We start from the raw sequence: 25,849 nt of genomic DNA on the forward strand, positions 1-25,849 counted from the left end.
TTTTTGTAAAATTTGGGCAAACCGTCAATTTATAAAATAAAATTATCTCAATTTTTTCATGTAAGTCAATTGATATTTTGGAAATAATTTGGGATGAAAAATTTTGATGTAATCTTTCAAAACCAGATCTGCACGCACCACACCGCTTTCAAAATAATCATTGCTTTGACCTCTAATTTTACCCGTGATAGAATACATTTCGCCATTTTTAAAGACCTTCATTTTCGCGTAAGAAGCATTGATCTGCAATAATTCATTCTTACTTAAATGATTACCTACATTTACCCAATAATCTGCGTTTTTAGACTTTACAAAAACTTCTTCAAAACTCAACGGAATGGCTTTGCTTTCGCCATTATTTCCAAAAATATAATGCGCATTTGCATCGGTGATCAATTGCGCAAAATTAGATTTTCCACCAGGCAAAAACCACTGATTTCCGTACATTTCATTCGCTAAAACATTTGGTTTATTATTAATTTTCGCCGCCATTTTAATTAAAGTTTCATAATTATTTTTTACGGTCTCAAAAACGTTTTCACTTTCTTTTTGTTTTCCTAAAAGTTGGCCAAATACTTTAATGTAAGCCGATTTTTTTAAAGGATTTTGCTCTAAATATTCATCAAAAAATAAAATTTTAATGTGGTTTTTTCTTAGAAGTTCGTAAGTGTTTTCAAAATTCGGGACATAGTTAGTGACAATTGCGTCTGGTTTCAAACTGATGATTTTCTCAATATCATATTTTTGTTCATCTCCAACATTTTTAATCGCCCCACTTTTAACTAAATTTCTAATTTTTTCATTGAAAATATATTCAGGGCTAGAAACACCGACGATTAAATTTTCTGCATTTAAAGCTTCAAAATAGCCGAGCAAAGAAGAATTTAGCAAAATTATTTTTTTTAATGGTAAATCGGCATTTTTTATTTTAAAACTAAATTTCCCTGATTTTATATTAAAATAATCTTTATCTTTTTGATATTTAAGGTTTTGCGAAATTACAACCCAATTTCCGGAAGTTGATGGTGTGTTTTTTTTACAAGAAAAAATAAAAAAAAGCGAAAAAAGTGCAAAAAAGTAATTTTTCATTTCCCAAAGGAAATAAAAAAGTATTATATTTGCAAACCGAAATAAAGGCCTCGTGGCGCAACTGAATAGCGCATCTGATTACGGCTCAGAAGGTTACTGGTTTGAATCCAGTCGAGGTCACTTTTAAAACCGAAAAATTATATTTTTCGGTTTTTTTATGGAATATTAAACCATTTAAAATGACAGGAAAATAATAAAATTTAGATTTAATATTTTACTTATTTTTACGTTTTATCATTAAATAATTTCAAAATTATGGCTTTAGAAATCATCAATCTTACAAAAACATTTGGTGCGCAAACTGCTTTAAATGCTGTAAATATTTCTATTAAAAAAAATGAAATTATAGGACTTCTAGGTCGAAACGGCGCAGGTAAATCTACATTAATGAAAACCATTGTGGGCGCTTTAAATATTGAAGAAGGCCAAATTTTATTTGATGGAGAAGATATTACTTTAAATGAAACAAGTGTAAAGAAAAAAATAGGATTTTTACCGGAAGATAATCCGCTTTACAAAGATATGTATGTAAAAGAATACTTAAATTTTGTTGCAGAACTACATCAAATACCAAAAGAAAAAGTTGATATTATTATTGAAAATGTAGAAATTACGCCCGAAAAATCAAAAATAATCAGTCAACTTTCTAAAGGTTATCAACAACGAGTAGGAATTGCACAAGCCATTCTTCACAAGCCAGATTTACTTATTTTAGATGAGCCTACCAACGGTTTAGATCCCAATCAAATTATAGAAATTCGCAATATTATTAAAGAAATTGGGAAAGAAAAGACTGTAATTTTGAGTACACATCTCATGCAAGAAGTGGAAGCATTATGCACAAGAGTGATTTTAATTGATAATGGAAATATATTGCAAGATTGTGCTGTGGAAGAATTTCGAGGTAAATTTGGAAGTTTAGAAGAGGCGTTTAAAAAGGCTACAACAAAAAAATAACCTCTTTAAAAGAGGTTACTTTCAATTTTCATCATCTGTGTTTGATCCCTTTTTGAAAAATCTAATCTGAAAATTTTTGAATTGTGTTGAGACAAATGTATAACTGTTGAGAGTAAATTATTACAGGAAAAACACCTTTTTTTTAAATTATGTTAGAATAAAACACTTTCTTCTCCTTTTTTCACGGGATAGATTTCGGTGAAACAGCCAAAACAATGTTGTGGAGAGCCTAAAATTTCAATTAAATTATTCACACTCAAAAATTCTAAAGAATCTACGCCCAAATAATCTTGGAGTTCTTTCACAGACATATTCGCGGAAATAAGATCGTCTTTTGAAGGCGTATCAATACCCAAAAAGCAAGGCGCAATAATTGGTGGTGACACACTTCTGAAATGTATTTCTTTCACGCCACAATCTCTTAAAATCTTCACCAAGCGCTTCGCAGTTGTGCCGCGAACAATAGAATCATCAATTATTACAACCCTTTTTCCTTCAATTTCAGATTTTATGGGGTTTAATTTCAGATTTACGATTCTTTCACGCATTTCTTGTGTTGGAACTATAAAAGATCGACCAATATATCTATTTTTAATTAATACGGGCCGAAAAGGAATGCCGCTTGCTTTAGAAAAACCAATCGCCGCCGGAACGCCAGAATCTGGTACGCCAATTACAATATCTGCTTCTACGGGCGCTTGTTGCCAAATTTTTTCACCAGATTTTTCACGAATTTCATGAACACTAATGTTTTCTAAAGTAGAATCGGGACGGGCAAAATATATATATTCAAAGGCGCAAATTTTATTTACGCAATTTTCTTTAACTAAAAACGATTTTAAGCCTTTTTCATTTTCACTAGTATAAACAATTTCGCCAGGCAAAATATCGCGCACATATTGTGCGCCAATTGCGTCTAAAGCGACACTTTCAGAAGCGCAGGCAAATGTTTTTTCATCAATTGCGCCTAAAACTAAAGGTCTAATCCCATTAAAATCTCGAAACGCAAAAAATTTATTTCTCGTCATTCCAACCACAGAATAAGCGCCTTCAATTTTTTCCATCGTCGCTTTTATAGCCCCGCGCAATCCTAAATCTAAATGTTTTTGAATTAATCTTAAAATCACTTCAGAATCTGAAGTGGCCCGAAAAACCACGCCTTCTGCTTCTAATTCTTGTTTTAATTCATGCGCGTTCGTTAAATTTCCATTGTGTGCAATTGACAAAATAATTTGGTCGTACTCATTTTTCGCATAAAAGGGCTGAAAATTATATTTCTTTTTATCGCCGGCGGTGGTATATCTTGTGTGGCCAATAACCGAATTTCCCATAAAAGATTCTGGTTCGCGAATGCTTTTAAAAACATCTAAAACCAAACCTTCATCTTTAAAATTCACTATTTTACCACCTTTGAGTACAGAAATTCCGCAGGCTTCTTGCCCGCGATGTTGCAGGGCAAAAAGGCCAAACTGCGAGAGCGAAAAAGTATCTATTGCATTTTCTGAGTAAAGACCAAAAATCCCGCATTCTTCTGTGGGAGAATCTGTAGAATCTTTTTTTAAGACATTCCTGAAATATGACCTTTCTTTAAATTGCTTTAAAAAATCTTTTTTATATTTTTCGTGGATTGACATTTATTTTATTTTTATTAAACCTTGAAAAGATTCAAAATTTTTATTTATTTAAAGCCGTTTTCAATCGATCATAAATTTCTACATAGGCTTCGGTTACGTCCCCTAAATCACGTCTAAATCTATCTTTGTCTAATTTTTTCATGGTATCTTTATCCCAAAGTCGGCAAGTATCCGGTGAAATTTCATCTGCTAAAATAATTTTTCCGTCAGAAGTTTTTCCAAGTTCAATTTTAAAATCAACTAAAATAATATTCATTTTATCGAATAATTCTTTTAAAATTTCATTGATTTTATTGGTTAAATGATACATTTCATCTAATTCTTCTCTAGTCACCAAACCGAGAAATAATACGTGAAAATCATTTATTAACGGGTCGCCAAGCGCATCTTCTTTTAAACATAAATCAAAAATCGTGATGGGTGATTTAATTCCTTCTTCAATACCCAATCTTTGCGCCATACTTCCTGCAGAATAATTACGCACCACCATTTCGATAGGAATAATTGACACTTTTTTTACCAGTTGTTCTCTGTCATCTAACTTTTTAATGAAGTGCGTTTCAATTCCTTTTTCATTTAAATATTCGAAAATAAGCGTTGTTATGGCGTTGTTCATTTCGCCTTTTCGGTCAAAACTTCCACGTTTTTGGGCGTTAAAAGCCGTCGCGTCATCTTTAAATTTTACGATAACTTCATCTTCTTTTTCGGTTGCGAAGATTTGTTTTGCTTTTCCCTCATAAAGCATTTCCCCTTTTTGCATTTTTTTAATTTTATTTATTTAAAAAATATTTACGATAATCCCTGTTATTACGGCAATTCCGAAACTTAATAAAGTTCCTATTAAAACGTATTCCGTTAATTTTCTTTGTTTTGCTTCCGCCAAATCGCTGAATCTGAAAACGGATTTTGCGGCTATCATAAATCCGACGCCTTCCCAATGATTGATAATTATGAAAGTAAAAACCAAAAGTCGCTCTAAAATCCCGATGTATTTCCCTGCATTTACGAGAGAATCCGTTTGAATTTTGCTGTGTTCTATGGTTATTGGCGACCAAGTTGTTAATAAATTTTTGATAAAAATAGAAGTTGGAACAGTTAAAAAAACTGCGGCTACTATATATTTTAAGAAAACAGGATTTTGTAAAAAATTAAAATTGATTTCTTGAAAGTAAAATGAGATTGCAAAAATGACGGCAAAATGTAAAAACTGATCTAGGAAAAACCATAATCTTTTCGTCTTTCTTGTTTGGAAATATAATTTCGCGACATCAATTAAATAGTGTGAAACGCCGATTATGAGGGGAATATACCACAAACTTAAATCCCATAAAAATAGAAAAACGAGACCGATATGTTGTAAAACATGAAAATACAAATACTTGCTTTTGATTTTTTTTTGTTCCTTATTAATGACCCATTTATCCGGCTGGAAAAGGAAATCCCCAAATAAATGCGCTAATATGAGTTTCAAAAAAATCATAATTCTGCTAATTTTTTTCTGAAATACTGATCGGTTTCCATTAGTAGGCCAAAATTAGCCCTTTTAAATCTTTGACTTACTGATGATTGTGATATATCTAATTTTTTCGCCAGTTCTTCTTGTGTTAAATTTTTATTCGTTAAAAGTTCAAATACGGTCTCAGCGACAGGCGGCGTCCAATTATCCATTGTTTCGGAAGCCCATCTGAAAATTAAATTTAAATCATCATCAAAATTCTTATTCCCAGAATTCACTATCAAATTAATTTTCTCTTTTTTCAAATTCTCAAAGTTTCTACCGGAATTCACGAAAGCGCTTCCGTTGGAAAGCGAGACTTTGTTCATGGCTAAATCGCGTGTTCCAAATCCCACAGACATTCTTATATCCAAATTTTTAATCATTTTTATTTGCGATTTTATCTTCAAAATAATCAAGAAAACCTCTTTTGCGTCTTCTATATAGTATTGAAATTCGTCGCCCCGAAAAATTTCCCACTTTTGCTGATTTTTAAAATCGTCCCCAATCGCAACTTCCAATGCCTTTAGCCAAGTTTTAGAATTTGCTTTTTGAGAATTTACAATATCGCCTGTTATAACTGCTTCCATAATTCAAAAATACAAAAATATAAGTTAATAACCTTATATTTTAAATTATAAGTAAATATGCTTATAATCTGTTTTATAATATGTATCGCTTATACTATCTAAAATACTCCACACCATTTTTAAAAATGTTATGATAATTAGCATCCACATTATTTTTCATTAAACCATCCGTGTATCTTTCTGGATGTCCCATTCTACCAAATATTTTTCCACTTTCGCTGGTAATTCCCTCAATTGCGAAAAGCGATTGATTTGGGTTAAACGGCATTCCGTGCGCAATATTTCCTTCAAAATCAACATATTGCGTTGCGATTTGTCCGTTTTTATATAAATCTTCTAATATTTCTTTCGAAGCCATAAAACGCCCTTCCCCATGAGAAACCGGAATTGTATAGATTTTATCTTTCATCCCGCGCAACCAAGGTGATTTATCATTAACAACTTTCAAATTTACCATTTGGGAAATATGTCTTCCAATTGCATTGTGGGCTAAAGTTGGTGCATTTTCATCTAAATTTTTAATTTCTCCAAAAGGCAATAAACCAGATTTAACAAGCGCTTGAAAGCCATTACAAATTCCTAAAAGCAAACCATCTTTCTCTAAAAATTCGTGAACAGCGTCTTTCATTCTGCTGTTCTTTAAAACATTCACCATAAATTTTGCAGAACCATCTGGCTCATCACCCGCAGAAAATCCACCGGAAAAAACTAAAATCTGCGACTGTTTAATTTTTCTTACCCAATTTTCAATAGACTCTTCCATGCTTTGATGGCTAAGATTTACAAAGGGTAAACTCTCAACTTTCACGCCTTCTTTTCGGAAAGCATTTTGGGTTTCATATTCACAATTTGTTCCTGGAAAAAGAGGTGCAAAAACTTGCGGCATTCCAATTTTATGTGAAATAATATTAATCGTTTTCTGATTAATTCCTTCTAAATTTTCATCTAAATTTATAATTACTTTCTCTTTTTCAACAGTAGGAAAAACACTTTCGAAAGTTGATGTATTTATTTCAAGTAAATTTTCAATATTAAACTCTAAATAATTGATTTTCAATACTAAAGTATTTTTAACTTCACCTATAAGTTTAAGTAAATTAAAATCTAGTTTTTCTGAACTTTCAATTAAAAAACTACCAATATTTTTAGATAAAAGTAAATCATTATCTAAATTAATTTCTGCTCCCAAAAAGTTTCCAAAAGACATTTTTGCAAGTGCAACCGCAACACCGCCATCTTTAATTGTTTTAACAGAAACTATTTTTTTCGTAGAAATATTGGCAAAAACAAAATCAAAAATTTCAATTAATTGATCATATTTTGGCAAGCCATTTTCATCATATTCTGCATTAAAATGATAGATAAAATTTCCCGCCTGTTTAAATTCTGGTGAAATAATATTTTCAATAGTTCCATTCGCACAAGCGAAAGAAATTAATGTCGGCGGAACGTTTATATTTTGAAATGTTCCGCTCATAGAATCTTTTCCGCCAATTGCAGCCAAACCTAATTTCATTTGAGCGTCGTATGCACCCAGCAAAGAAGAAAGTGGTTTTCCCCACTTTTCTGGATCAGTTCCTAATTTTTCAAAATATTCCTGAAAACTCAAACGGATATTTTTATAATTTCCGCCCATTGCTACGATTTTTGCGACGCTTTCTACAACGGCTAAACTCGAACCGATCAAAGTATTTTGAGAAGAAATTTCAGCATCAAAACCCCAACTTGCCAAGGAAACCGTTTTTACATTTGTTGAATTCAGAACCGGCAAAGTCTGCACACTTCCTTCCATTTCCGTATTTTGAAATTTTCCGCCCAAAGGAAGCATTACCGTTGTTGCACCAACTGTAGAATCAAACATTTGTTGTAAGCCTTTTTGTGAAGCCACATTTTTTTCGGCTAATTTTTTGTAAAAATTCGCTTCGTTAAAAGTTAAATTATTTAAGTTAATTTCCTTTAAATGAGAAACTTGCACGTCCTGTTTCTTAGCACAACCATTGGTTTCTAAAAAATCTCTACTTAAATCTACAATGATATTATTTTGCCAAAAAATCTGCATTCTTCCAGAATCCGTCACATTTGCAATTTCTACTGCAATCAAATTTTCGGCTTCACAAAGTTGGATGAATTTATTTTTATCTTTTGCCTCAATCACAACTGCCATTCTCTCTTGCGATTCTGAAATGGCGAGTTCTGTTCCGTTTAAACCTTCATATTTTAGATGCAAATTATCGAGGTTAATTTCCAGTGAATCAGCAATTTCCCCGATTGCAACAGAAACACCGCCCGCACCAAAATCATTACATTTTTTAATTAATTTTGTCACTTCTGGATTTCGAAATAAACGCTGAATTTTTCGTTCTTCCACAGCATTTCCTTTTTGAACTTCAGTAGAAAGTTGATGAATAGCATTTTCATCTTGCTCTTTGGAACTTCCAGTAGCACCGCCTACTCCATCACGTCCAGTTGCGCCGCCTAAAACAATAACTAAATCGCCATTTTCAGGCTTTTCACGCCGAACCCAATCTTTTGGAACTGCGCCAACTACAAAACCCACTTCCATTCTTTTGGCTTTGTAACCTTCGTCATAAATTTCATTAACCAAAGTTGTGGCTAAACCGATTTGATTTCCATAGGAAGAATAACCATTTGCGGCTTTTTTAGAAATAATTCTTTGCGGTAGTTTTCCGACTAAAGTTTCTGAAACCGGCTCTAAAATATTTCCTGCGCCCGTTAAACGCATCGCTTGATAAACAAATGCTCTTCCTGACAAAGGATCGCGAATTGCGCCGCCAATACATGTAGAAGCACCACCAAAAGGTTCTATTTCAGTAGGATGATTGTGCGTTTCGTTTTTAAATAATAAATACCAAGGTTCTTTTTTGCCGTCGTATTCTACTTCAATTTCGATGGTGCAAGCGTTGATTTCATCTGTAATGACGAGATTATCTAATTTTTCGGTTTTATGAAAATATTTGCCGCAAACGGTTGCCAAATCCATTAAGGAAATCGGTTTTGCTTCTCTTCCTAAAAACTTCCTTTTATCTAAATAATCATTAAAAATAGCATCTAAAGTTTCTTTAAAATCGCCTTCAAATTGAATATCAGTCAGTTCGGTTTCAAAAGTCGTGTGGCGACAATGATCACTCCAGTAAGTATCTAGAACTTTCAATTCTGTTTCTGTAGGATTTCGCTTTTCTGATTTAAAATAATCTTGGATAAATTGTAAATCATCAAAGCCGAAAGAAAAACCATTAGAATTATATAAAGCCTCTAATTCATTACTATTTAAATCATTAAAACTTTCATAAACAGGAACTTTTGTCGCTACATTTTCTGTTGGAATTTCTAAAATATCAAGATTTTTTTCTTGAGATTCTACTTTATTAATAAAATTATCTTTAATTTTTTTTAAATCAAACTCATTTATTTCTGGCAAAACGATGAGTTTTCCACTTCTTATCTTGACTTTATTATCACCAGTCAATAAAGCGCTGCATTGCTCTGCAGAATCTGCTCTTTGGTCATATTGTCCGGGTAAAAATTCTACTGCGAAAAAAGTGCTTTTTGCGGGATTTTCTAAATGTAAAATGTCGGTAACAGGATCGCATAATGTATTTTGCACAAATTCTTGAAAGAAATTTTCTTCAATATTAAATACATCATAAATATTATAAACCTTGATGTTTGAAACTGAAGGAACAATGTCATTAATTTCCGACAAAGTTGCGGCGCTTTCTACATCAAATAATCCTTTTTTTTCTACAAAAATTCTTTTGTCCATTCTAAATTTTACAATTATGAGATTTACTTTTTCTATTTAATTTAACTAAAAAATGCAGCCAAAAAGACTGCATTATTTTATACTTTAAGTTCTGATTTTAAACTAATTAAGTGTTTGTATTTATCCAACACGGGTTTTATTTCTAATTTTATAAATTCCTCAGTTTGTATGGGCGCAAAACCGACAAATTTATGCGGATCTAGACCTTCCAATAGTTTTGATTTTTCTAATTTTAAACTGGTATCATTTATAATCCTGCTGATCAAATCATTTTCTAAACCTTCTTCTTTCACCTTTTTACTGGCTTCCATAGAATGAACACGGATTATTTCGTGAATTTCCTGGCGATTTCCACCTGCTTTTACTTCTTCCATAATAATATATTCCGTCGCCATAAAAGGCAATTCTTCTTGAATATGCTTATTAATTCTGTTCGGATAAACCACCAAACCATTCATAATATTATCCCAGATTAAAAGAATGGCATCAACTGCTAAAAAGCCTTGTGGAATGGTTAATCTTTTATTTGCAGAATCATCTAAAGTTCTTTCAAACCACTGTGTTGCAGCAACCATCGCAGAACTGGAAGATAAAGACATTACAAATTTTGAAAGCGCGCCAATTCTTTCACTTCGCATCGGATTTCGTTTGTAAGCCATTGCTGAGGAACCGATTTGATTTTTCTCAAAAGGCTCTTCTATTTCCTTTAAATTTTGAAGTAATCTCAAATCGTTGCTAAATTTATGTGCAGATTGTGCAATATTTGAAAGCAAAGACATTACTTTCGCATCAATTTTTCTATCGTAAGTTTGTCCGGAAACGCCGAAAACATTAGAAAATCCAAAACGTCTGGATAATTCTTTATCTAAATGTTTCACTTTGCTGTAATCGCCATCAAATAATTCAAGAAAACTGGCGGCCGTTCCAGTCGTTCCTTTTACGCCTCTAAAACGCAAAGTATCAATAAAAAATTCTAATTCTTCAAAATCTAAAAGCAAACTTTGAAGCCATAAAGTAGCGCGTTTTCCAACAGTTGTTAATTGCGCTGGTTGAAAATGTGTGAAACCTAAAGTTGGCAAATCTTTATATTCTAAAGCAAAAGTTGAAAGTGAATTCATCACAGAAATCACTTTACTTTTTAAAATATTTAAACCATCGCGAATTTGAATTAAATCTGTATTGTCGCCTACAAAAGCCGAAGTAGCGCCTAAATGAATGATCCCGTGTGCGGAAGGTGCAACATCACCAAACGTGTGAACGTGCGCCATTACATCATGTCGGAATTTTTTTTCATAATCCGCCGCAACTTTATAATCAATATTTTCAATATTATTTTTAAGTTCAGAAATTTGTGCGTCGGTAATATTTAAGCCCAAATCTTTTTGGATCTCCGCTAAAGCGACCCACAATTTACGCCAAGTTTGAAACTTGTTATCTGGTGAAAAATTAAAAAGCATTTCTTCACTTGAGTATCGCTCTTCAAGTGGATTTTTGTAAGAATTCATTCTTTTTAATTTGAATTATTTTAAAATGCAAATTTAAGATTTTTTTGACGAAGGAATTAAATAAAGCACATTAAATATTAATAAAAATTATATTTACATAAAACAAAAAAAGAAGCGAAGGAAAAAATGTTTTTTGTCGTCTAATATTAAAATAAAAAATCTGGAAAATAATAAAGTGAGTTTTAAAGAGATTTTTTTTCTATATCAAAAAATGGTGTATAATTTGGCTTTGCAATATTCACAAAATGTGGAAGATGCGGAAGAAATTACGCAAGATGTTTTTGTAAAAATATCAGATAAATTTGAATCTTTTAAAAATCAATCTAAACTTAAAACTTGGATTTATAGAATTGCCATTAATCAATCTTTAGATTTTATCAAAGCAAAAAACGCTCAAAAAAGAATTTTTTTCAGTTCAATATTTAGGATTGGTGATGAAAAGAATTTTTACCAACCCGTAAATTTTGATCATCCAGGTGCGGTTTTAGAACAAAAAGAAGATATTCAAGAAATTTTTAAAGCCATAAACAAACTTACAGCGCAACAAAAAACAGTAATTATTTTGCTAAAAATTGAAGGCAACTCTCAATCTGAAACTTCAGAAATAATGGAATTGAGTGAAAAAGCGGTGGAATCTCTTTTCCAAAGAGCAAAAAAAAATCTTGAAATAATTTTAACTAAAAACAAAGGAAAGTGATGGAAAACTCGTCTAAACAAAATATGGAAGAAATCTTTACTCTTTTAAGCCAAATAAAAAAAGTGGAACCAGATGAAAAATTATTCGCAAACACTTTAGAAAAAATACATCAAAAAAATACAGTTTCAATGTTTTGGGTAAGCGCGGTCGCTTGTGGAATTCTTCTTTTAATTAGTACAGAATTTTTTATGGTTTTAAATAAAAATAATATGAATACTTACTCTAAAATGATACCTGAAACCAATAATATTTTATACCATGAATAAAACAAAATTTTTAATAGCCATTATTATTGGATTACTGATTTCGCACGCAGTCTTATTTTTCTTGCATTTCAACGGACCAAATTCGGAAGGAAATCCTAGACATTTGATTATTAGAAAACTTCATTTTGATAAAGATCAAGTTCAAAAATATGATTCAATTATAAAAATCCATAGAAATTTGGTGAGAGAAAATGAAATGCTGATCAATCAATATAGAAATAATCTGTATAAAGAACTCGATAAAAAACAAGACAGCGCAAAAATAAATTTAATTATCAAGAAGATTGGTTTGCAACAAGAAAATGCAGAAAAAATTAATTATAAACATTTTTTAGAGATTAAAAGTATTTGCAAACCTTCTCAAGAAAAGGATTTTTCGGAATTAACACAAGATTTGGCAAAATTATTTTCAGGAAAAATAAGAAAACCTAATTAACTTTTTAAAAAAAATTAAATCATAATTAAAACTAATAAAAATGATAAAGCCACTAAAAATTCTCGCCTTTGTTTGCCTTGCAGTAGTATTTTCCTTTTATTCTTGCTCTTCGGATACTTCAATTGAAGGAACGCCTGTAACTGCGGAAACTTACCCGAATGTAACCGCAACTTTTGGAAATAATATAAATCTAAATGCTTTGGAAAATTATGCTAACCAAACAAAACCGGCTTATATTAATAAAGATAACACGACAGTAAACCCGATTACAGATAAAGGTGCAACACTTGGACGCGTACTTTTTTACGACAAAAATCTTTCAAAAAACAATACAATTTCTTGCTCAAGTTGCCATAAACAAGCATTGGCTTTTGGCGATACTGATATTGCAAGTTCTGGTGTGAATGGCAATACCACAAGACATTCTATGCGATTAGTAAATGCAAGATTTAGCAACGAAGTAAAATTTTTCTGGAATGAACGCGCAAGTTCTTTAGAAGCACAAACTTCAATGCCAATACAAGATCACAAAGAAATGGGCTTTAGCGGAACTGATGGTGATGAAAACATTTCAGCACTTTTAGCAAAACTTCAAAATATTGGTTATTATCAAGAACTTTTTAAATTTGTTTATGGCGATTCTACGGTGACACAAGATAGGATTCAAAATGCTTTGGCGCAATTTGTAAGAAGTATTCAATCTTTTGATTCTAAATATGATGCAGGAAGAGCGATTTCACCAAATGATCAGGCAAATTTTTCGAATTTTACAACACAAGAAAATCTAGGAAAACAATTATTTTTGGCAGCGCCTATTTTTGATGCAAATAGTAGCAGAATTGGCGGCGGTCTTGGTTGCGCTGGTTGCCACGCCGCACCAGAATTTTCCATAGATCCAAATTCTAAAAACAACGGAATTATTGGGATTATTGCGGCAACAGGAATTGATATTGACAATACAAAAGCCCCAAGTTTAAGAAACGTTACAAAACCAGACGGAACAGAAAACGGCCCATTTATGCATACCGGAAATTTAGCAACTTTGCAAAATGTAATTGGGCATTACGGAACCATAAATATTGCGCCAGGAAACACCAATCTCGATCCTAGACTTGCACCAAATGGAATTGGGCAAAAATTAAATTTAACAGCAACAGAAATAAATGCAGTAATTGCATTTCTTAAAACGACCGCAGGAAACGACGTTTATACCAACAAAAAATGGGGAAATCCTTTTCCTTAAAAAACACAAATTTTAAATATTTTAAAACGCAGCATTCAACTGCGTTTTTTTGGGTTAAAAAAGATATTTTAAACTTTTGAAAACCAACAATTTTTGTAATAAGAATTAATATAAAATTGTAACTTTAAAAAATTAGTTTAAAAAAATGAAGCCAGATTTTATAATTATTGGTGCAGGTTCATCAGGAAGTGTTTTGGCAAATCGATTGAGCAAAAATCCTGAAAATTCTGTTTTGCTAATCGAAGCCGGCGGAAAACCGAGTTTTTTCTCGAAAATTCCTGGTTGGTATAGTTTGTTGAACCGTCGTAAAATGGATTGGGCGTTTTCTACGGAACCTCAAACGTTCGTGAATAACCGAAAAATTTTTATTCCCAGAGGAAAATCTTTGGGCGGTTCTAGCGCGACAAATGCAATGGCTTATGTGCGCGGAAATGCAAAAGATTATAATTCTTGGGCGAAAATGGGAAATATAAGTTGGGATTACCAATCTGTTCTTCCCTATTTTAAAAAATCTGAAAACAACCATTCTTTTAATGACAAGTTCCATGGAAAAAATGGCGAATTAAATGTTTCATTGAGAAAAGAATATCACAAATCTACTTATGCTTTCATCGAGGCATGCAAAGAAAATGGTTTAAATTTTAATGAAGATTACAACGGCTCAGAACAAGAAGGAACTTCTTTTTTACAATTCACGATTGATAAAAATGTTCGACAAAGTACTTTTGAAGCCTTTTTGAAACCAATTTTGAGAAGAAAAAATTTAGAAATAAAAACTAAAACTTTTGTAAAAAAAATTTTAATTGAAAACGGAAAAGCGATTGGTGTTGAAATTTGGACAGGAAAAAATTCTTCAGAAAAAATATTTTGCAATAAAGAAGTGATTCTTTGCGCAGGCGCAATTCAATCGCCGCAACTTTTAAAAGTTTCGGGAATTGGTCCAAAAGAGGAACTGAAAAAATTTAATATTGCTTTAATAAAATATTTGCCCGCAGTTGGCGAAAATTTAAAAGACCACGTTTGGTCGGGAACGAGTGATTTTAGCAAGGTAAACGGTTTAAATAATATTATTAAAAAAACAGGGTTTATTAATCATTTATTCCAATATTTTAGAAAAAAAGAATCTTTGCTCAATCATTCTATTATTGAGACCACTTCATTTTTAAAATCTTCAGAAGATAAAGAAATCCCAGATTTGCAGTTTCATTTTTCACCTTTACACATGGGAAATGATTATAAAGCAGACCTTTACAATCCATTTTCTCTTCCTACGACAAATGGTTACACTATTTTAGCGATTTTACTTCATCCTGAAAGTTCTGGTTTTATTGGTTTAAAATCTAATGACAGCCGTGATGCGCCAATTATTCAACCTAATTTTTTATCAAAAGAAAATGACATCAAACGTTTATTGATAGGTTTAAAAAAAGCAATGGCAGTGATGGATTCTACGAGTTTTGATGAAGTAAGAGCAAAAAAAATGAATTGGCCACCAAGAAATGCTTCAGATGAAGTCTTGGTTGAACATATCAAAAAAACACTGGAAACGCTTTATCATCCTGTGGGAACTTGCAAAATGGGAAATGATGAAAATTCTGTGGTAAATGACAAACTACAAGTTCATGGCATTGAAAATCTTCGGGTTGCAGATGCTTCGATAATGCCCGATATTATTTCAGGAAACACGAACGCGGCATGCATTATGATTGGTGAAAAAGCGGCAGATTTTATACTCAGTCGATAATTAACAATTAGTTTTAAACTAAATTTACTTATAAAATTAATAAAAATGAATTTTCAAGAAATATTAAACAGTCAAAAGAAATTTTTCAGAACACAAAAAACAAAAGATATTAAGTTCCGAAAAGACAATTTAGAAAAATTAAAAAAATTGCTTTCTGAAAATGAAAAACTTCTATTAGATGGTATTTTCAAAGATTTCGGAAAATCTAAATTTGATACAATTTTAACGGAAATATCTTTCGTGAAAAAAGATATTGATTATTATATTAAAAATTTAAACGCACTTTCAAAACCAAAAAACATCTGGACAAATATTGTAAATTTACCTGGAAGCAGTAAAATTTATCCTGAACCTTTGGGAAATACTTTCATCATTGGTGCGTGGAATTATCCCTACCAATTGTCTCTTTCGCCGATGGTTGCTGCGATGGCGGCAGGAAATACCTGCATTTTAAAACCCAGCGAAATTTCATTTCATTCTTCTAATGCGATGGCAAAAATTATTAATGAAAATTTCCCGTCAGAATATTTGTTCGTTGCGGAAGGCGGCGTTCCGGAAACTACAGAATTATTAAAACTAAGATTCGATAAAATATTTTTTACCGGTTCTACAGCAGTTGGCAAAATTGTGTATGAAGCCGCAGCCAAAAATCTCACGCCTGTTACTTTAGAATTAGGTGGAAAATCGCCCGCAATTGTTTCAAAAAAAGCAAATTTAGATATTGCTGCAAAACGAATTGTTTGGGGGAAATTTTTGAATGCCGGACAAACCTGCGTCGCCACAGATTATATTTTAGTTGAAAATTCTGTGAAAGATGAGTTGATTAATAACATTAAAAATTATTTAGAAAAATTTCAATACAATGAAGGTTCTGAGCAATACACACAAATTATTAATGACAAAAATTTTGAACGATTAACAAAATTAATTGATGCTAAAAAAGTAATTTATGGTGGAAAAACGGATGCTTCAAAACGATTTATTGAACCGACTTTAATGGATAATGTCACTTGGGAAGATGCTGTAATGAAGGAAGAAATTTTTGGTCCAATCTTACCCATTCTCACTTTTACAAAATTTGAAGACGCTTTAGAAATAATTGCCGACCATGAAAAACCTTTGGCGGCTTATTTATTTACCGATAATGAATCTGAAAAAGAACTTTTTACGCAAAGAATTTCTTTTGGTGGCGGCTGCATCAATGAAACGGTGATGCATTTGGGAAATGATAATCTACCTTTTGGCGGTGTTGGAAATTCTGGAATGGGACATTATCACGGGAAATTTGGATTTGATGCTTTTTCACATCAAAAATCTGTTTTGTCTAAATCCACTTGGGGCGAACCAGATTTAAAATATCCGCCTTACACAAAGGAAAAATTGAAATGGATAAAAAAATTAATGTAAATAAAAATCCCGAAAAATAATTTCGGGATTTTTTGTTTCTAAGATTTCGGTGCGAAATCTGAAAAGAATTTCTTTACTTTTTCTAAACTGTAGCCTTTTCCACTTTCCAAAACTGAACTGTCTTGCGTGTGAATTTGCTTTCCATTTTGATCTAAAACTATGAAAACTGGATAACCGAATTTTTTTCCTGGATCACCGTATTTTGCGAAAACTTTTTCATTTTTCACTTCTGGTGAATAATTCAAATGGTAATAAACGTAATTTTTATCAACCAAATTTTTAAGTTCTGGAGTAGTTTGCACGTAATTATTAAATCTCAAACACCAAATACACCAATTTCCGCCAGCCTGAATCATCACGTTTTTATTTTCTTTTTTTGCTAGTGCAACTGCTTCAGAAATTTTTTCTTCTGCATTATCTTCTGGGTGATATGGTTTTGGTAAAGAAGCGATTTCAGTTTTTGCAGCCGCTTCCTTTTCTGCCATAATTGTGGCACTGTCCTTTACAATTGCAGAACTATCAATTTTATTGATTGCGATTTCTGTTTTACTTTTATTGCAAGAAACAGTTGCTAAGGCACAAAATATAAAACTGAAAAACAGTAAGTTTAATTTTTTCATTTTTTTTTAGTAAATATAATATATTTTTAATAATTAAAATTTAAGTGTAATGATTAACTTTGCGAAATACTTATGAAATTTCTATTTAAAATAATTTTACTTATTTCCCGATTACCATTGCGAATTCTTTATTTATTTGCAGATATCATCTTTTTCGTAAGTTACTATGTTGTCGGATATCGCAAGAAGGTCGTTACTAAAAATTTGAAGACGGCTTTTCCTGAAAAATCAAATACTGAAATTAAAACCATAAGGCGAAAATTTTATAAAAATTTTTCAGATTATATGGCTGAAACTATAAAATCTTTTACCATCTCTGACAGAGAATTACGAGTGCGAATGCAGCATTTGAACCAAGATGTTTTTCGACAAGCGAAAGAAGAGAAAAAAAACGTGATTTTATTGGCTGGCCATGTTTTTAATTGGGAATGGATAACGCCTTTAGCAACCATTATTCCGCAAGAAAGTTGTCATCCCGTTTACAGAAAAGTAAACAATAGTTTTTGGGAAGATAAGGTGAAAATTATTAGAAATAAATTTGGAAATAAAGCAATAGAAGCCAAAGAAGTTATTCGGCATATTTTGCGAAATCCAAATGATGGAAATTCTGTTTATATGTTTGTGGCAGACCAAACGCCGCATTCTAGCGAAGTGAATTTTGGCATAAATTTTCTAAATCAACCGACGCCCGCTTTTATAGGATACGATAAATTGGCCACCCGAATGGATATGATTTTTGTGTATTGCGAAATGAAAAAGGTGAAACGTGGCTTTTATCAAGTCAATTACTATAGAATTGAAGCAGATGGAGAAAAATTTCAAGAATTTGAAGTCGTAAAAAAATTTCATAAATTACTAGAAAACACGATCAACAAAAGACCAGATAATTGGCTTTGGTCTCATAGAAGATGGAAATATGCGCATTTAATTAAAACATTTGAAAAATAATTTGGTTTTAAGAAAATGAAAATCAGCATTGTAATTTTAAACTGGAATGGAAAATCTTGGCTAGAAAAATTTTTGCCTAATGTATTAGAAAATTCAACTAATGCGCAGATTTTTATAATTGATAATGCATCGACCGACGATTCTGTTGAGTTTTTATATAAAAATTTTCCTACAATTTCTATCATTAAAAATTCAGAAAATTTAGGTTTTGCGGGCGGTTATAACGAAGGTTTAAAGCATATTTCAGGTGATATTTTTTGTTTATTAAATTCTGATGTGGAAGTGACGGACAATTGGTTGCAACCCATTGAAAATCTGTTCAATAAGGATGCGAATATTGCCGCCATTCAACCAAAAGTTTTAGATTTTAACAGGAAAAATTATTTTGAATTTGCAGGTGCCGGTGGCGGATTAATAGATAATCTGGGATTTCCATATTGCAGAGGTAGAATTTTTGAAGATTTGGAAAAAGATGAAGGACAATATGACGATGAAGCAGAAATTTTTTGGGCTTCAGGTTGTGCGCTTTTCATACGAGCAGAAGAATTTAGAAAAATGAATGGTTTTGATGAACGCTTTTTTGCGCATCAAGAAGAAATAGATCTTTGTTGGCGCTTAATAAATGCTGGAAAAAAGATCTATTATTGCGGAAAATCTACGGTTTATCATGTTGGCGGTGGTACTTTAAATAAGCAATCGCCACGAAAGACTTTTCTAAATTTCAGAAATAATTTGAGTATGCTGCTAAAAAATTTGCCATTGAAATCACTCTTTTGGATTTTGCCTTTAAGATTAATTTTAGATGGTTTTGCGGGTATTTATTTAGGTTTAAAAAACGGTTTTCCGCATTTAATGGCTGTTTTGAAAGGACATTTTGGCTTTTACAGTCAAATTAGTGGTACTTTAAAAAGACGTGGAAATCATCAAACAAAAAGATATTATCAAAGTAAATGGCTTATTTTTAAACATTTTTTTAAATAAAATATGATAGATTTTTGCGCCATAGATTTTGAAACAGCAACGAATGATAGACATTCAGCCTGCGAATTGGGGATTTGCATCGTAGAAAATGGCGAAATTGTAGAAACAAAAAATTGGCTTATAAAACCGCCAAGTTATCCTTATTTTAATCCTTATAATGTGGCTGTTCATGGAATTGAACCTTCTGAAGTTGCCGATGCACCAACGTTCGCGGATATTTGGTATGAAGTGGAAGAATTGATGTATGGTAATTTAATGCTTGCTCACAATGCAGGTTTTGACGCAGGTGTTTTACGAAGTTGTTTGGATTATTATGGTCTTTTTAAACCAAAATTAAATTATTTATGTAGTATTTCTATTGCAAAAAAATCTTGGAAAATGTTGCCCAAATATGGTTTGAGTTCTTTGGCAGAATTTCATAATATTAAATTTAAACATCACAGAGCAGGCGCTGATGCGGAAGTTTGTGCAAAAATTGCACTTTTGGGTTTTGAAAAATTAATTGTTACTAGAAATGATGAAGTGAAAGAAGTTTTTAAGAAAAATTTGAAAGTTTTGTGATATTTCTCGCTGATTAATTAAAACTTTAATTGCTCAAAACTTCGGCTAATAAACTAAATTTTGGGATTTCTAATTCTAAAACTTCATCTGTCAAAATATTATTTATGAAGAAAATTCCGTTCATATTTCCGACGCCAGAACGCAGCACTACGTTACTAAAATAATTGAAGGTTTCTCCTCTTAAAAGTGTTGGCGTTAAACCAATCACGCCATCGCCCAAAACTTCGGTAAAACCAAAGCCCACGTCATAAATAGTCCATTTACGGCGCATAATTTTAATATTGAGGTTTGAGTTATTGATAATTTCGATATTATACCGAAACACAAATCTATTTTCGGAGGGAAAACTATTCTTCACATCATATTCTGGCTGAACATTGATGGTAATTCCGTGGGTAGTTTTAGTAAACATTTTTTGTATTTTTAAAAATTATAGCAAAAATCCCGCCTTTTTTAAGCAAAAAATCCCAGTAAAAACTGGGATTTTAAATATATTAAAAAAATATATTTTTATAATTCCAGTGCTTTTCTTTCGTCGCCGTTCATCAAAATCTCAACAGGATTATCAATTCCCTCTTTCACAGCTACTAAAAATCCTACAGATTCTTTTCCATCAATTATTCTGTGGTCATAAGACAGTGCAACATACATCATCGGACGAATAACTACTTGATTATCAATAGCCACAGGTCTTTGCAAAATATTATGCATTCCTAAAATTGCAGATTGTGGTGGATTAATAATTGGTGTAGAAAGCATTGAGCCAAAAGTTCCCCCATTGGTTATCGTAAAAGTTCCGCCTGTCATTTCATCAACAGTGATGTTTCCTTCTCTTGCTTTTATTGCTAAATCTTTAATTGATGCTTCAATATTTCTAAATGACAAATTTTCAGCATTTCTTACCACGGGAACCATTAAACCTTTCGGCCCAGAAACCGCTATTGAAATATCACAAAAATCGTAAGAAACCATTTGGTTTCCATCTATCATTGAATTTACTTCAGGGTACATTTGCAAGGCTCTTACAACTGCTTTTGTAAAAAAAGACATGAAACCTAAACCAACGCCGTGTTTTGCGGCAAATTCTTCCTTATATTGTTTTCTTATGCGGAAAATTTCGCTCATATCTACTTCGTTAAAAGTAGTCAACATTGCTGTTTCATTTTTAACTGACACCAATCTTTCCGCTACTTTTCTGCGTAACATTGATAATCTTGAAGTTGTAGAGCCTCTAGAACCGCCGTTATGAGAAACACCCATCGGCGCAACTGAGGCTTGTTCTGCATCATTTTTGGTAATTCTACCATCTCTTCCGCTTCCTGAAACTTGCGCAGGACTTATGCCTTTTTCATCTAATATTTTTCTTGCAGCAGGCGAAGGTGTATTTGCAGCATAAGAAGTATTTTCAACTTTTGCAGGTTCAGGTTTTTTCGCCTCAACTTTTGGTGCTTCCACTTTTACTTCAGGTGCTTTTTCATCAGTTTTTGCATCTCCGCTTGGTTTAGCAGCATCTCTATCAATTAAACAAACCACTTGCCCTACTTCTACTACATCGCCTTCTTCGGCTTTCAAAGTAATCACGCCACTTTCTTCTGCAGGCAATTCTAATGTTGCTTTATCAGAATCTACTTCTGCAATTGGTTGGTCTTTTTCTACGTAATCGCCGTCTTTCACAAGCCAACTTGCGATTTCTACTTCGGTGATGGATTCGCCTGGCGAAGGCACTTTCATTTCTAATATAGACATTTGTTTATTTTTTAGATATCGTTTTTAATTATTTGATATTAATTACTTAAAATATTAAGCAGTTAAAGGCTTCTTGGTTGGTGCATCGGATGTTGAAAAAACACGGTTGATTATATCATTTTGCATAATTTCAAACTTTTTATGGCTTCCTGGTGCGGGGCTTCCACTTGCAATAGGGGAAATCACCTGAATATTTTGATCGCGGAAATGTCTTAGCATAAAACTCCACGCACCCATATTTTCTGGCTCTTCTTGCGCCCAGATAAATTCCTTTCTATTTTTATATTTTTCTAAAATTTCTTCAATATGATTCATTTGCAAAGGATAAAGTTGCTCAATACGAACTAAAGCGACTTTTTCATCATTTATTTCTTCTTTTTTGGCTAATAAATCATAATAAATTTTACCTGTGCAAAATACTAATTTTTCTACTTTATTTACATTTGATGAAGCATCATCTAAAATTGGTTGAAATTCACCATTTGCCATTTCTTCAAAAGTAGAAACCACTTTAGGGTGTCTCAAAAGCGACTTTGGCGTCATTACTACCAAAGGTTTTCTAAAAGGAAATTTTTGCTGTCTTCTTAATAAGTGGAAGTAATTTGCTGGCGTTGTACAATTTGCGACAATAATATTTTCATTGGCTGCTAATGTAAGGAAGCGCTCTAATCTTGCAGAAGAATGTTCTGCACCTTGTCCTTCAGAACCGTGTGGCAAAAGCATTACCAAACCATTTTGGCTTTTCCATTTGTCTTCTGCGGCTACTAAATATTGGTCGATAATAATTTGTGCACCATTTACAAAATCCCCGAATTGGGCTTCCCAAATGGTTAAAGTCTTTGGAGAAACCATTGCATATCCATAATCAAAACCTAAAACTGCGTATTCTGATAAAAAGGAGTTGAAAATATCAAATCTTTGTTTTTCGGTTACATGTTTTAGTGGCACATATTCTTCTTCAGCATCTTCGGTTTTTACAACTGCATGCCGATGCGAGAATGTCCCTCTTTCTACGTCTTCACCAGAAATTCTAATATTATTGCCTTCCACTAAAAGTGTTGCATAGGCCAAAAGTTCACCTTGTGCCCAATCTAATGTATCAGTCTCGACTTGTTTCAAACGATTTTCAAACAAGCGCGAAATTTTTCTAATGAATTTTTTATCCTCGGGTAAAGTGGCAATTTCTCTGGCCAATTTTTTTAATTCTTCAATATTAAATTTAGTATTATAAACTTTCAAAACATCGCCTGGTTTGTCCATAGGAAAATCCTTCCAATCTTCTTCCATGAAAACGTCCATCGTATTTCTTTCAATTTGTTTAGACGCATCAAAATTCTCATCCAATAGGGATTTGAACTCATTTTCCATTTTATCTAAAACTTCAGTAGAGAGTGTTTTATTCTCTATCAGTTTATTTTTATAAATTTCTCTGGGGTTCGGATGTTTTGAAATAAGATTGTAAAGTTGCGGCTGGGTAAATCGTGGCTCATCTCCTTCATTGTGACCATATTTTCTATATCCTAAAAGGTCGATATAAACATCTTTTCCAAATTGTGAACGAAAATCTGCGGCGAATCTCACAGCGTGCACCACTGCTTCTACGTCATCGGCATTTACGTGCATCACGGGAGAATCCGTTACTTTTGCAATATCTGTGCAATAAGTTGAACTTCTAGCATCTAAATAGTTGGTGGTGAATGACACTTGATTATTCACAACAATATGAACCGTACCACCCGTTTTGTAACCATCCAAATTCATCATTTGCGCTACTTCATAAACGATTCCTTGTCCTGCAATTGCGCCATCACCATGAATTATTATTGGTAAAACTTGGCTGAAATCTCCTTTGAAGTCATTATCTACTTTTGCGCGGCAAATGCCTTCTACCAAAGCAGCGACTGTTTCTAAATGCGAAGGATTTGGGGTTAAATTTATTCTAACCTCTTCACCAGATTCGGTTGTAATTTTTTTTGATGCGCCTAAATGATATTTTACATCCCCAGAAAAAACATCTTCTTCAAATTCTTTTCCTTCAAATTCGGAAAATATTTGTTTAGATGATTTCTGAAATATATTTGTTAGAACATTTAATCTCCCACGATGTGCCATTCCTAAAACCACTTCATTAACACCCAATTTTGAAGCTCTAGAAATCAGTTGATCTAAAGCGGGAATTAGCGATTCATTACCTTCCAAAGAAAATCTTTTTTGGCCTACAAATTTTGTATGCAAATAATTTTCAAAGGCAACAGCTTGGTTTAATTTTTTAAGAATTTCAACTTTTTCAGCGTTGGATAAATCGGCGTGATTATCATTAATTTGAATCCAATCTCGGATATATTGTTTTTCTTCTACATTGTGAATGTGCATATATTCTAAACCTATAGAATCACAATATATCTTTTCTAGGTGGTTGATTAATTCCTGCAAAGTGGCAGGTTTGCTCATTCCTGTTTCTGTGGCACAATTAAAAACTTTCTGTAAATCGGAAGAATTTAAGCCAAAATTCTCAATATCTAAATTGGGATAATAATGCCTTCTTTCTCTTACAGGATTGGTTTTTGTAAATAAATGCCCTCTACTTCTGTAGGCCTCAATGAGGTTGATTACGAGGAATTCTTTTCTAATATCTTCTGGCATTTCACCAGAAGTGAAATTTTGCGCCACATAATTTGAAGGTGTATTATTTTCAGAAGTAATTTCATCGGAATAATTTTCCAACGCAAAATCAAAGCCTTGGAAGAAAGACTTCCACGATGGTTCTACGGAATCTGGAAAAGTGAGATATTGCTGATAGAGATCATCAATGAGTTGAGCGTGTGAGGCATTCAGGAATGAAAATTTGTCCATTTAGATACAGATTACCTGTTTTTTTATTGATACTTATTTTAATTTACAAATTTAATAAAAATATGTGATTATTCTGTTGCAAAAAAGGGTTAAAAATACCTTAAAATATAGAAAAAATTATAAATTTTAACCAATTCTTAAACTCAACTTTGTTCGGATTAAAATATTACACTTTGGTACTTAAGAATAATGTTAGACTGCTGCTAAATCACAAAATTTCTAAAGCTAATTTTAAGGTTTCTTCACCAGTTTCTGAAGGATTTTCTAAAAATGTTTCGTGCAATTGACCCGTCCGCAATTCTTGCTTCTTGGCTTCAGTATTTAATTTTTGAATGGCTCGTAATCGACCAAAATAATCACCTTTGTAATAGATAACCAATTGTTTTTGGGTAGATAAATATCTATAAATAAAATTATTATCAGAGATATTCACTTTTTTTGAAAGTGGAAATCCAATGAAATAAGAAATATCTTTGCTTTTTAAATTATTAGGATCTGTAATGATAATTGGAAACCCAAATTCATCAGATTCTTTTTGTAGATCAGTTTGCAGGTAATTTTTTACTTTGTTATAATTGAGAACAATGTTTTTTATAAGTGCATCTTTTTTGTTTGAGGTACTTACATTAATACCTAAAAGTATGGCATTAGATTGGTTTTCCACCATTACACTATCAAATTTCAAGCGCGCTAATCGCTTTTCCTTATCTACTTTATTACTTAATAAATTAGAAAGATTAGCCAAACTAGAACTAATATTTTCTGTGAAAAATTTTTCTGAAACCACATGAAAGGGACGATACAAAACTGGAACTTTTGGTGTTTTTACCAGATATGAAATTGACGTTTTGTCGGTCGAAATTTTTTTAAACTTCACTTCAATCACCGTGGGAAAATTTTCATTAGGCCGAAACCAAAAATACCTTATGGCTTTGTTTGGTTCAGAAAATTTAATGGAGAGGTCGCCCTCATTTTTGCCATTTTCATTAGCCCAAGAAAGTGTACTATTTAGCCCTTCATAAGGTGTAAAAAAAGAATATTTAAGGTTTTTTTGATCTTTAAAAAAGGAATTCCAGTTTTTGAAATTTTGCAGATTATTATATTGTGGAAATACTTTTTCTATAGGATAATTTATTTCTTTTTGGTAGGTATAAGTTTTACTATCTTGCATATAAGACGCTGAAATATAATAAATTCCGAAAGCTAAAACAGCAAATATTATAGTAAATTTTAAGAAACGCATACAGCAGAAATTTTAAATAAATCTAATTAAAAGTAAAAATTTTTGCAAAT

22 protein-coding genes and 1 tRNA gene are annotated in these 25,849 nt (G+C 32.2%); 11 read left to right on the plus strand and 12 right to left on the minus strand.

Going from position 1 to position 25,849, the window contains the following annotated elements; translation table 11 throughout:
- Window positions 1-42 precede the first annotated feature (42 nt).
- Window positions 43-1,089, minus strand: a complete 1,047-nt coding sequence (locus tag C4S29_RS02970; protein ID WP_103912629.1) for an ABC transporter substrate-binding protein — start codon at window positions 1,087-1,089, stop codon at window positions 43-45.
- A 46-nt stretch (window positions 1,090-1,135) separates the two neighbouring features.
- On the opposite strand from C4S29_RS02970, the gene C4S29_RS02975 reads away from it, so the two are divergent.
- Window positions 1,136-1,209: transfer RNA gene (locus C4S29_RS02975), tRNA-Arg, on the plus strand.
- 135 nt (window positions 1,210-1,344) lie between these two features.
- Window positions 1,345-2,046 (plus strand): ABC transporter ATP-binding protein, encoded by a 702-nt coding sequence (locus C4S29_RS02980; protein WP_103912630.1) that lies wholly within the window; start codon window positions 1,345-1,347, stop codon window positions 2,044-2,046.
- Between the two features lie 152 nt (window positions 2,047-2,198).
- Here the strand turns inward: C4S29_RS02980 and purF are convergent, their stop codons facing one another.
- The 6 genes from purF to purB form a co-directional block, all read right to left on the minus strand.
- Complete coding sequence (gene purF / locus C4S29_RS02985) at window positions 2,199-3,680, minus strand: amidophosphoribosyltransferase (RefSeq protein ID WP_103912631.1); 1,482 nt, start codon at window positions 3,678-3,680, stop codon at window positions 2,199-2,201.
- 40 nt (window positions 3,681-3,720) lie between these two features.
- Window positions 3,721-4,440 (minus strand): phosphoribosylaminoimidazolesuccinocarboxamide synthase, encoded by a 720-nt coding sequence (purC, locus tag C4S29_RS02990; RefSeq protein WP_146063246.1) that lies wholly within the window; start codon window positions 4,438-4,440, stop codon window positions 3,721-3,723.
- An 18-nt stretch (window positions 4,441-4,458) separates the two neighbouring features.
- Window positions 4,459-5,160, minus strand: coding sequence for a DUF3307 domain-containing protein (locus tag C4S29_RS02995; RefSeq protein ID WP_103912632.1), 702 nt, complete (start codon window positions 5,158-5,160; stop codon window positions 4,459-4,461).
- Complete coding sequence (locus C4S29_RS03000; protein WP_103912633.1) at window positions 5,157-5,765, minus strand: SatD family protein; 609 nt, start codon at window positions 5,763-5,765, stop codon at window positions 5,157-5,159. The genes C4S29_RS02995 and C4S29_RS03000 overlap by 4 nt, the downstream gene beginning before the upstream one ends.
- Window positions 5,766-5,859: 94 nt before the next feature.
- On the minus strand, window positions 5,860-9,549 hold the full coding sequence (locus C4S29_RS03005; protein ID WP_103912634.1) for a phosphoribosylformylglycinamidine synthase: 3,690 nt from the start codon (window positions 9,547-9,549) through the stop codon (window positions 5,860-5,862).
- A 77-nt stretch (window positions 9,550-9,626) separates the two neighbouring features.
- Complete coding sequence (gene purB / locus C4S29_RS03010) at window positions 9,627-11,054, minus strand: adenylosuccinate lyase (RefSeq protein ID WP_103912635.1); 1,428 nt, start codon at window positions 11,052-11,054, stop codon at window positions 9,627-9,629.
- A gap of 175 nt (window positions 11,055-11,229) precedes the next feature.
- On the opposite strand from purB, the gene C4S29_RS03015 reads away from it, so the two are divergent.
- The 6 genes from C4S29_RS03015 (at window position 11,230) to C4S29_RS03040 (ending at window position 16,847) form a co-directional block, all read left to right on the plus strand.
- Complete coding sequence (locus C4S29_RS03015) at window positions 11,230-11,751, plus strand: RNA polymerase sigma factor (protein WP_262496755.1); 522 nt, start codon at window positions 11,230-11,232, stop codon at window positions 11,749-11,751.
- On the plus strand, window positions 11,751-12,017 hold the full coding sequence (locus C4S29_RS03020; RefSeq protein ID WP_103912637.1) for a hypothetical protein: 267 nt from the start codon (window positions 11,751-11,753) through the stop codon (window positions 12,015-12,017). Before C4S29_RS03015 ends, C4S29_RS03020 begins: the two co-directional genes overlap by 1 nt.
- Entirely contained in the window at window positions 12,010-12,453 is a 444-nt protein-coding gene (locus tag C4S29_RS03025) for a hypothetical protein (RefSeq protein ID WP_103912638.1), read from the plus strand. The genes C4S29_RS03020 and C4S29_RS03025 overlap by 8 nt, the downstream gene beginning before the upstream one ends.
- Window positions 12,454-12,493: 40 nt before the next feature.
- The gene (locus C4S29_RS03030) at window positions 12,494-13,696 is read left to right on the plus strand and encodes a cytochrome-c peroxidase (protein WP_103912639.1); all 1,203 of its coding nucleotides are present in this window, start codon (window positions 12,494-12,496) and stop codon (window positions 13,694-13,696) included.
- 145 nt (window positions 13,697-13,841) lie between these two features.
- Entirely contained in the window at window positions 13,842-15,440 is a 1,599-nt protein-coding gene (locus tag C4S29_RS03035) for a GMC family oxidoreductase (RefSeq protein ID WP_103912640.1), read from the plus strand.
- A gap of 45 nt (window positions 15,441-15,485) precedes the next feature.
- The gene (locus tag C4S29_RS03040; RefSeq protein ID WP_103912641.1) at window positions 15,486-16,847 is read left to right on the plus strand and encodes an aldehyde dehydrogenase; all 1,362 of its coding nucleotides are present in this window, start codon (window positions 15,486-15,488) and stop codon (window positions 16,845-16,847) included.
- Window positions 16,848-16,885: 38 nt separating this feature from the next.
- Here C4S29_RS03040 and C4S29_RS03045 read toward each other — a convergent pair whose 3' ends face one another.
- Complete coding sequence (locus tag C4S29_RS03045; protein WP_103912642.1) at window positions 16,886-17,467, minus strand: thioredoxin family protein; 582 nt, start codon at window positions 17,465-17,467, stop codon at window positions 16,886-16,888.
- A gap of 72 nt (window positions 17,468-17,539) precedes the next feature.
- Between C4S29_RS03045 and C4S29_RS03050 the strand changes: the two genes are divergently transcribed.
- The 3 genes from C4S29_RS03050 to C4S29_RS03060 are packed head-to-tail and all read left to right on the plus strand — an operon-like array spanning window position 17,540 to window position 19,957.
- Window positions 17,540-18,415: a lysophospholipid acyltransferase family protein gene (locus C4S29_RS03050; RefSeq protein WP_185116936.1), complete on the plus strand. Its 876-nt coding sequence runs from the start codon at window positions 17,540-17,542 to the stop codon at window positions 18,413-18,415.
- A gap of 15 nt (window positions 18,416-18,430) precedes the next feature.
- Window positions 18,431-19,396 carry a glycosyltransferase family 2 protein gene (locus tag C4S29_RS03055; protein ID WP_103912644.1) on the plus strand — a complete coding sequence of 322 codons (966 nt, stop codon included), beginning with the start codon at window positions 18,431-18,433 and terminating at the stop codon, window positions 19,394-19,396.
- 3 nt (window positions 19,397-19,399) lie between these two features.
- A complete protein-coding gene (locus C4S29_RS03060) occupies window positions 19,400-19,957 on the plus strand; it encodes a 3'-5' exonuclease (protein ID WP_233740472.1) in 558 nt (185 codons plus the stop codon).
- A 25-nt stretch (window positions 19,958-19,982) separates the two neighbouring features.
- Here C4S29_RS03060 and C4S29_RS03065 read toward each other — a convergent pair whose 3' ends face one another.
- The 4 genes from C4S29_RS03065 to C4S29_RS03080 form a co-directional block, all read right to left on the minus strand.
- On the minus strand, window positions 19,983-20,369 hold the full coding sequence (locus C4S29_RS03065) for a Co(2+)/Mg(2+) efflux protein ApaG (RefSeq protein ID WP_103912645.1): 387 nt from the start codon (window positions 20,367-20,369) through the stop codon (window positions 19,983-19,985).
- A 98-nt stretch (window positions 20,370-20,467) separates the two neighbouring features.
- Window positions 20,468-21,703: a 2-oxoglutarate dehydrogenase complex dihydrolipoyllysine-residue succinyltransferase gene (odhB, locus tag C4S29_RS03070; RefSeq protein ID WP_103912646.1), complete on the minus strand. Its 1,236-nt coding sequence runs from the start codon at window positions 21,701-21,703 to the stop codon at window positions 20,468-20,470.
- Between the two features lie 54 nt (window positions 21,704-21,757).
- Window positions 21,758-24,556, minus strand: a complete 2,799-nt coding sequence (locus C4S29_RS03075; protein WP_103912647.1) for a 2-oxoglutarate dehydrogenase E1 component — start codon at window positions 24,554-24,556, stop codon at window positions 21,758-21,760.
- A gap of 208 nt (window positions 24,557-24,764) precedes the next feature.
- Window positions 24,765-25,799 carry an SRPBCC family protein gene (locus C4S29_RS03080; RefSeq protein WP_103912648.1) on the minus strand — a complete coding sequence of 345 codons (1,035 nt, stop codon included), beginning with the start codon at window positions 25,797-25,799 and terminating at the stop codon, window positions 24,765-24,767.
- Between the last annotated feature and the right edge of the window lie 50 nt (window positions 25,800-25,849).

The sequence above is a fragment of the Halpernia humi genome (assembly GCF_900108025.1).
GTDB classification, from domain to species: Bacteria; Bacteroidota; Bacteroidia; order Flavobacteriales; family Weeksellaceae; genus Halpernia; species Halpernia humi.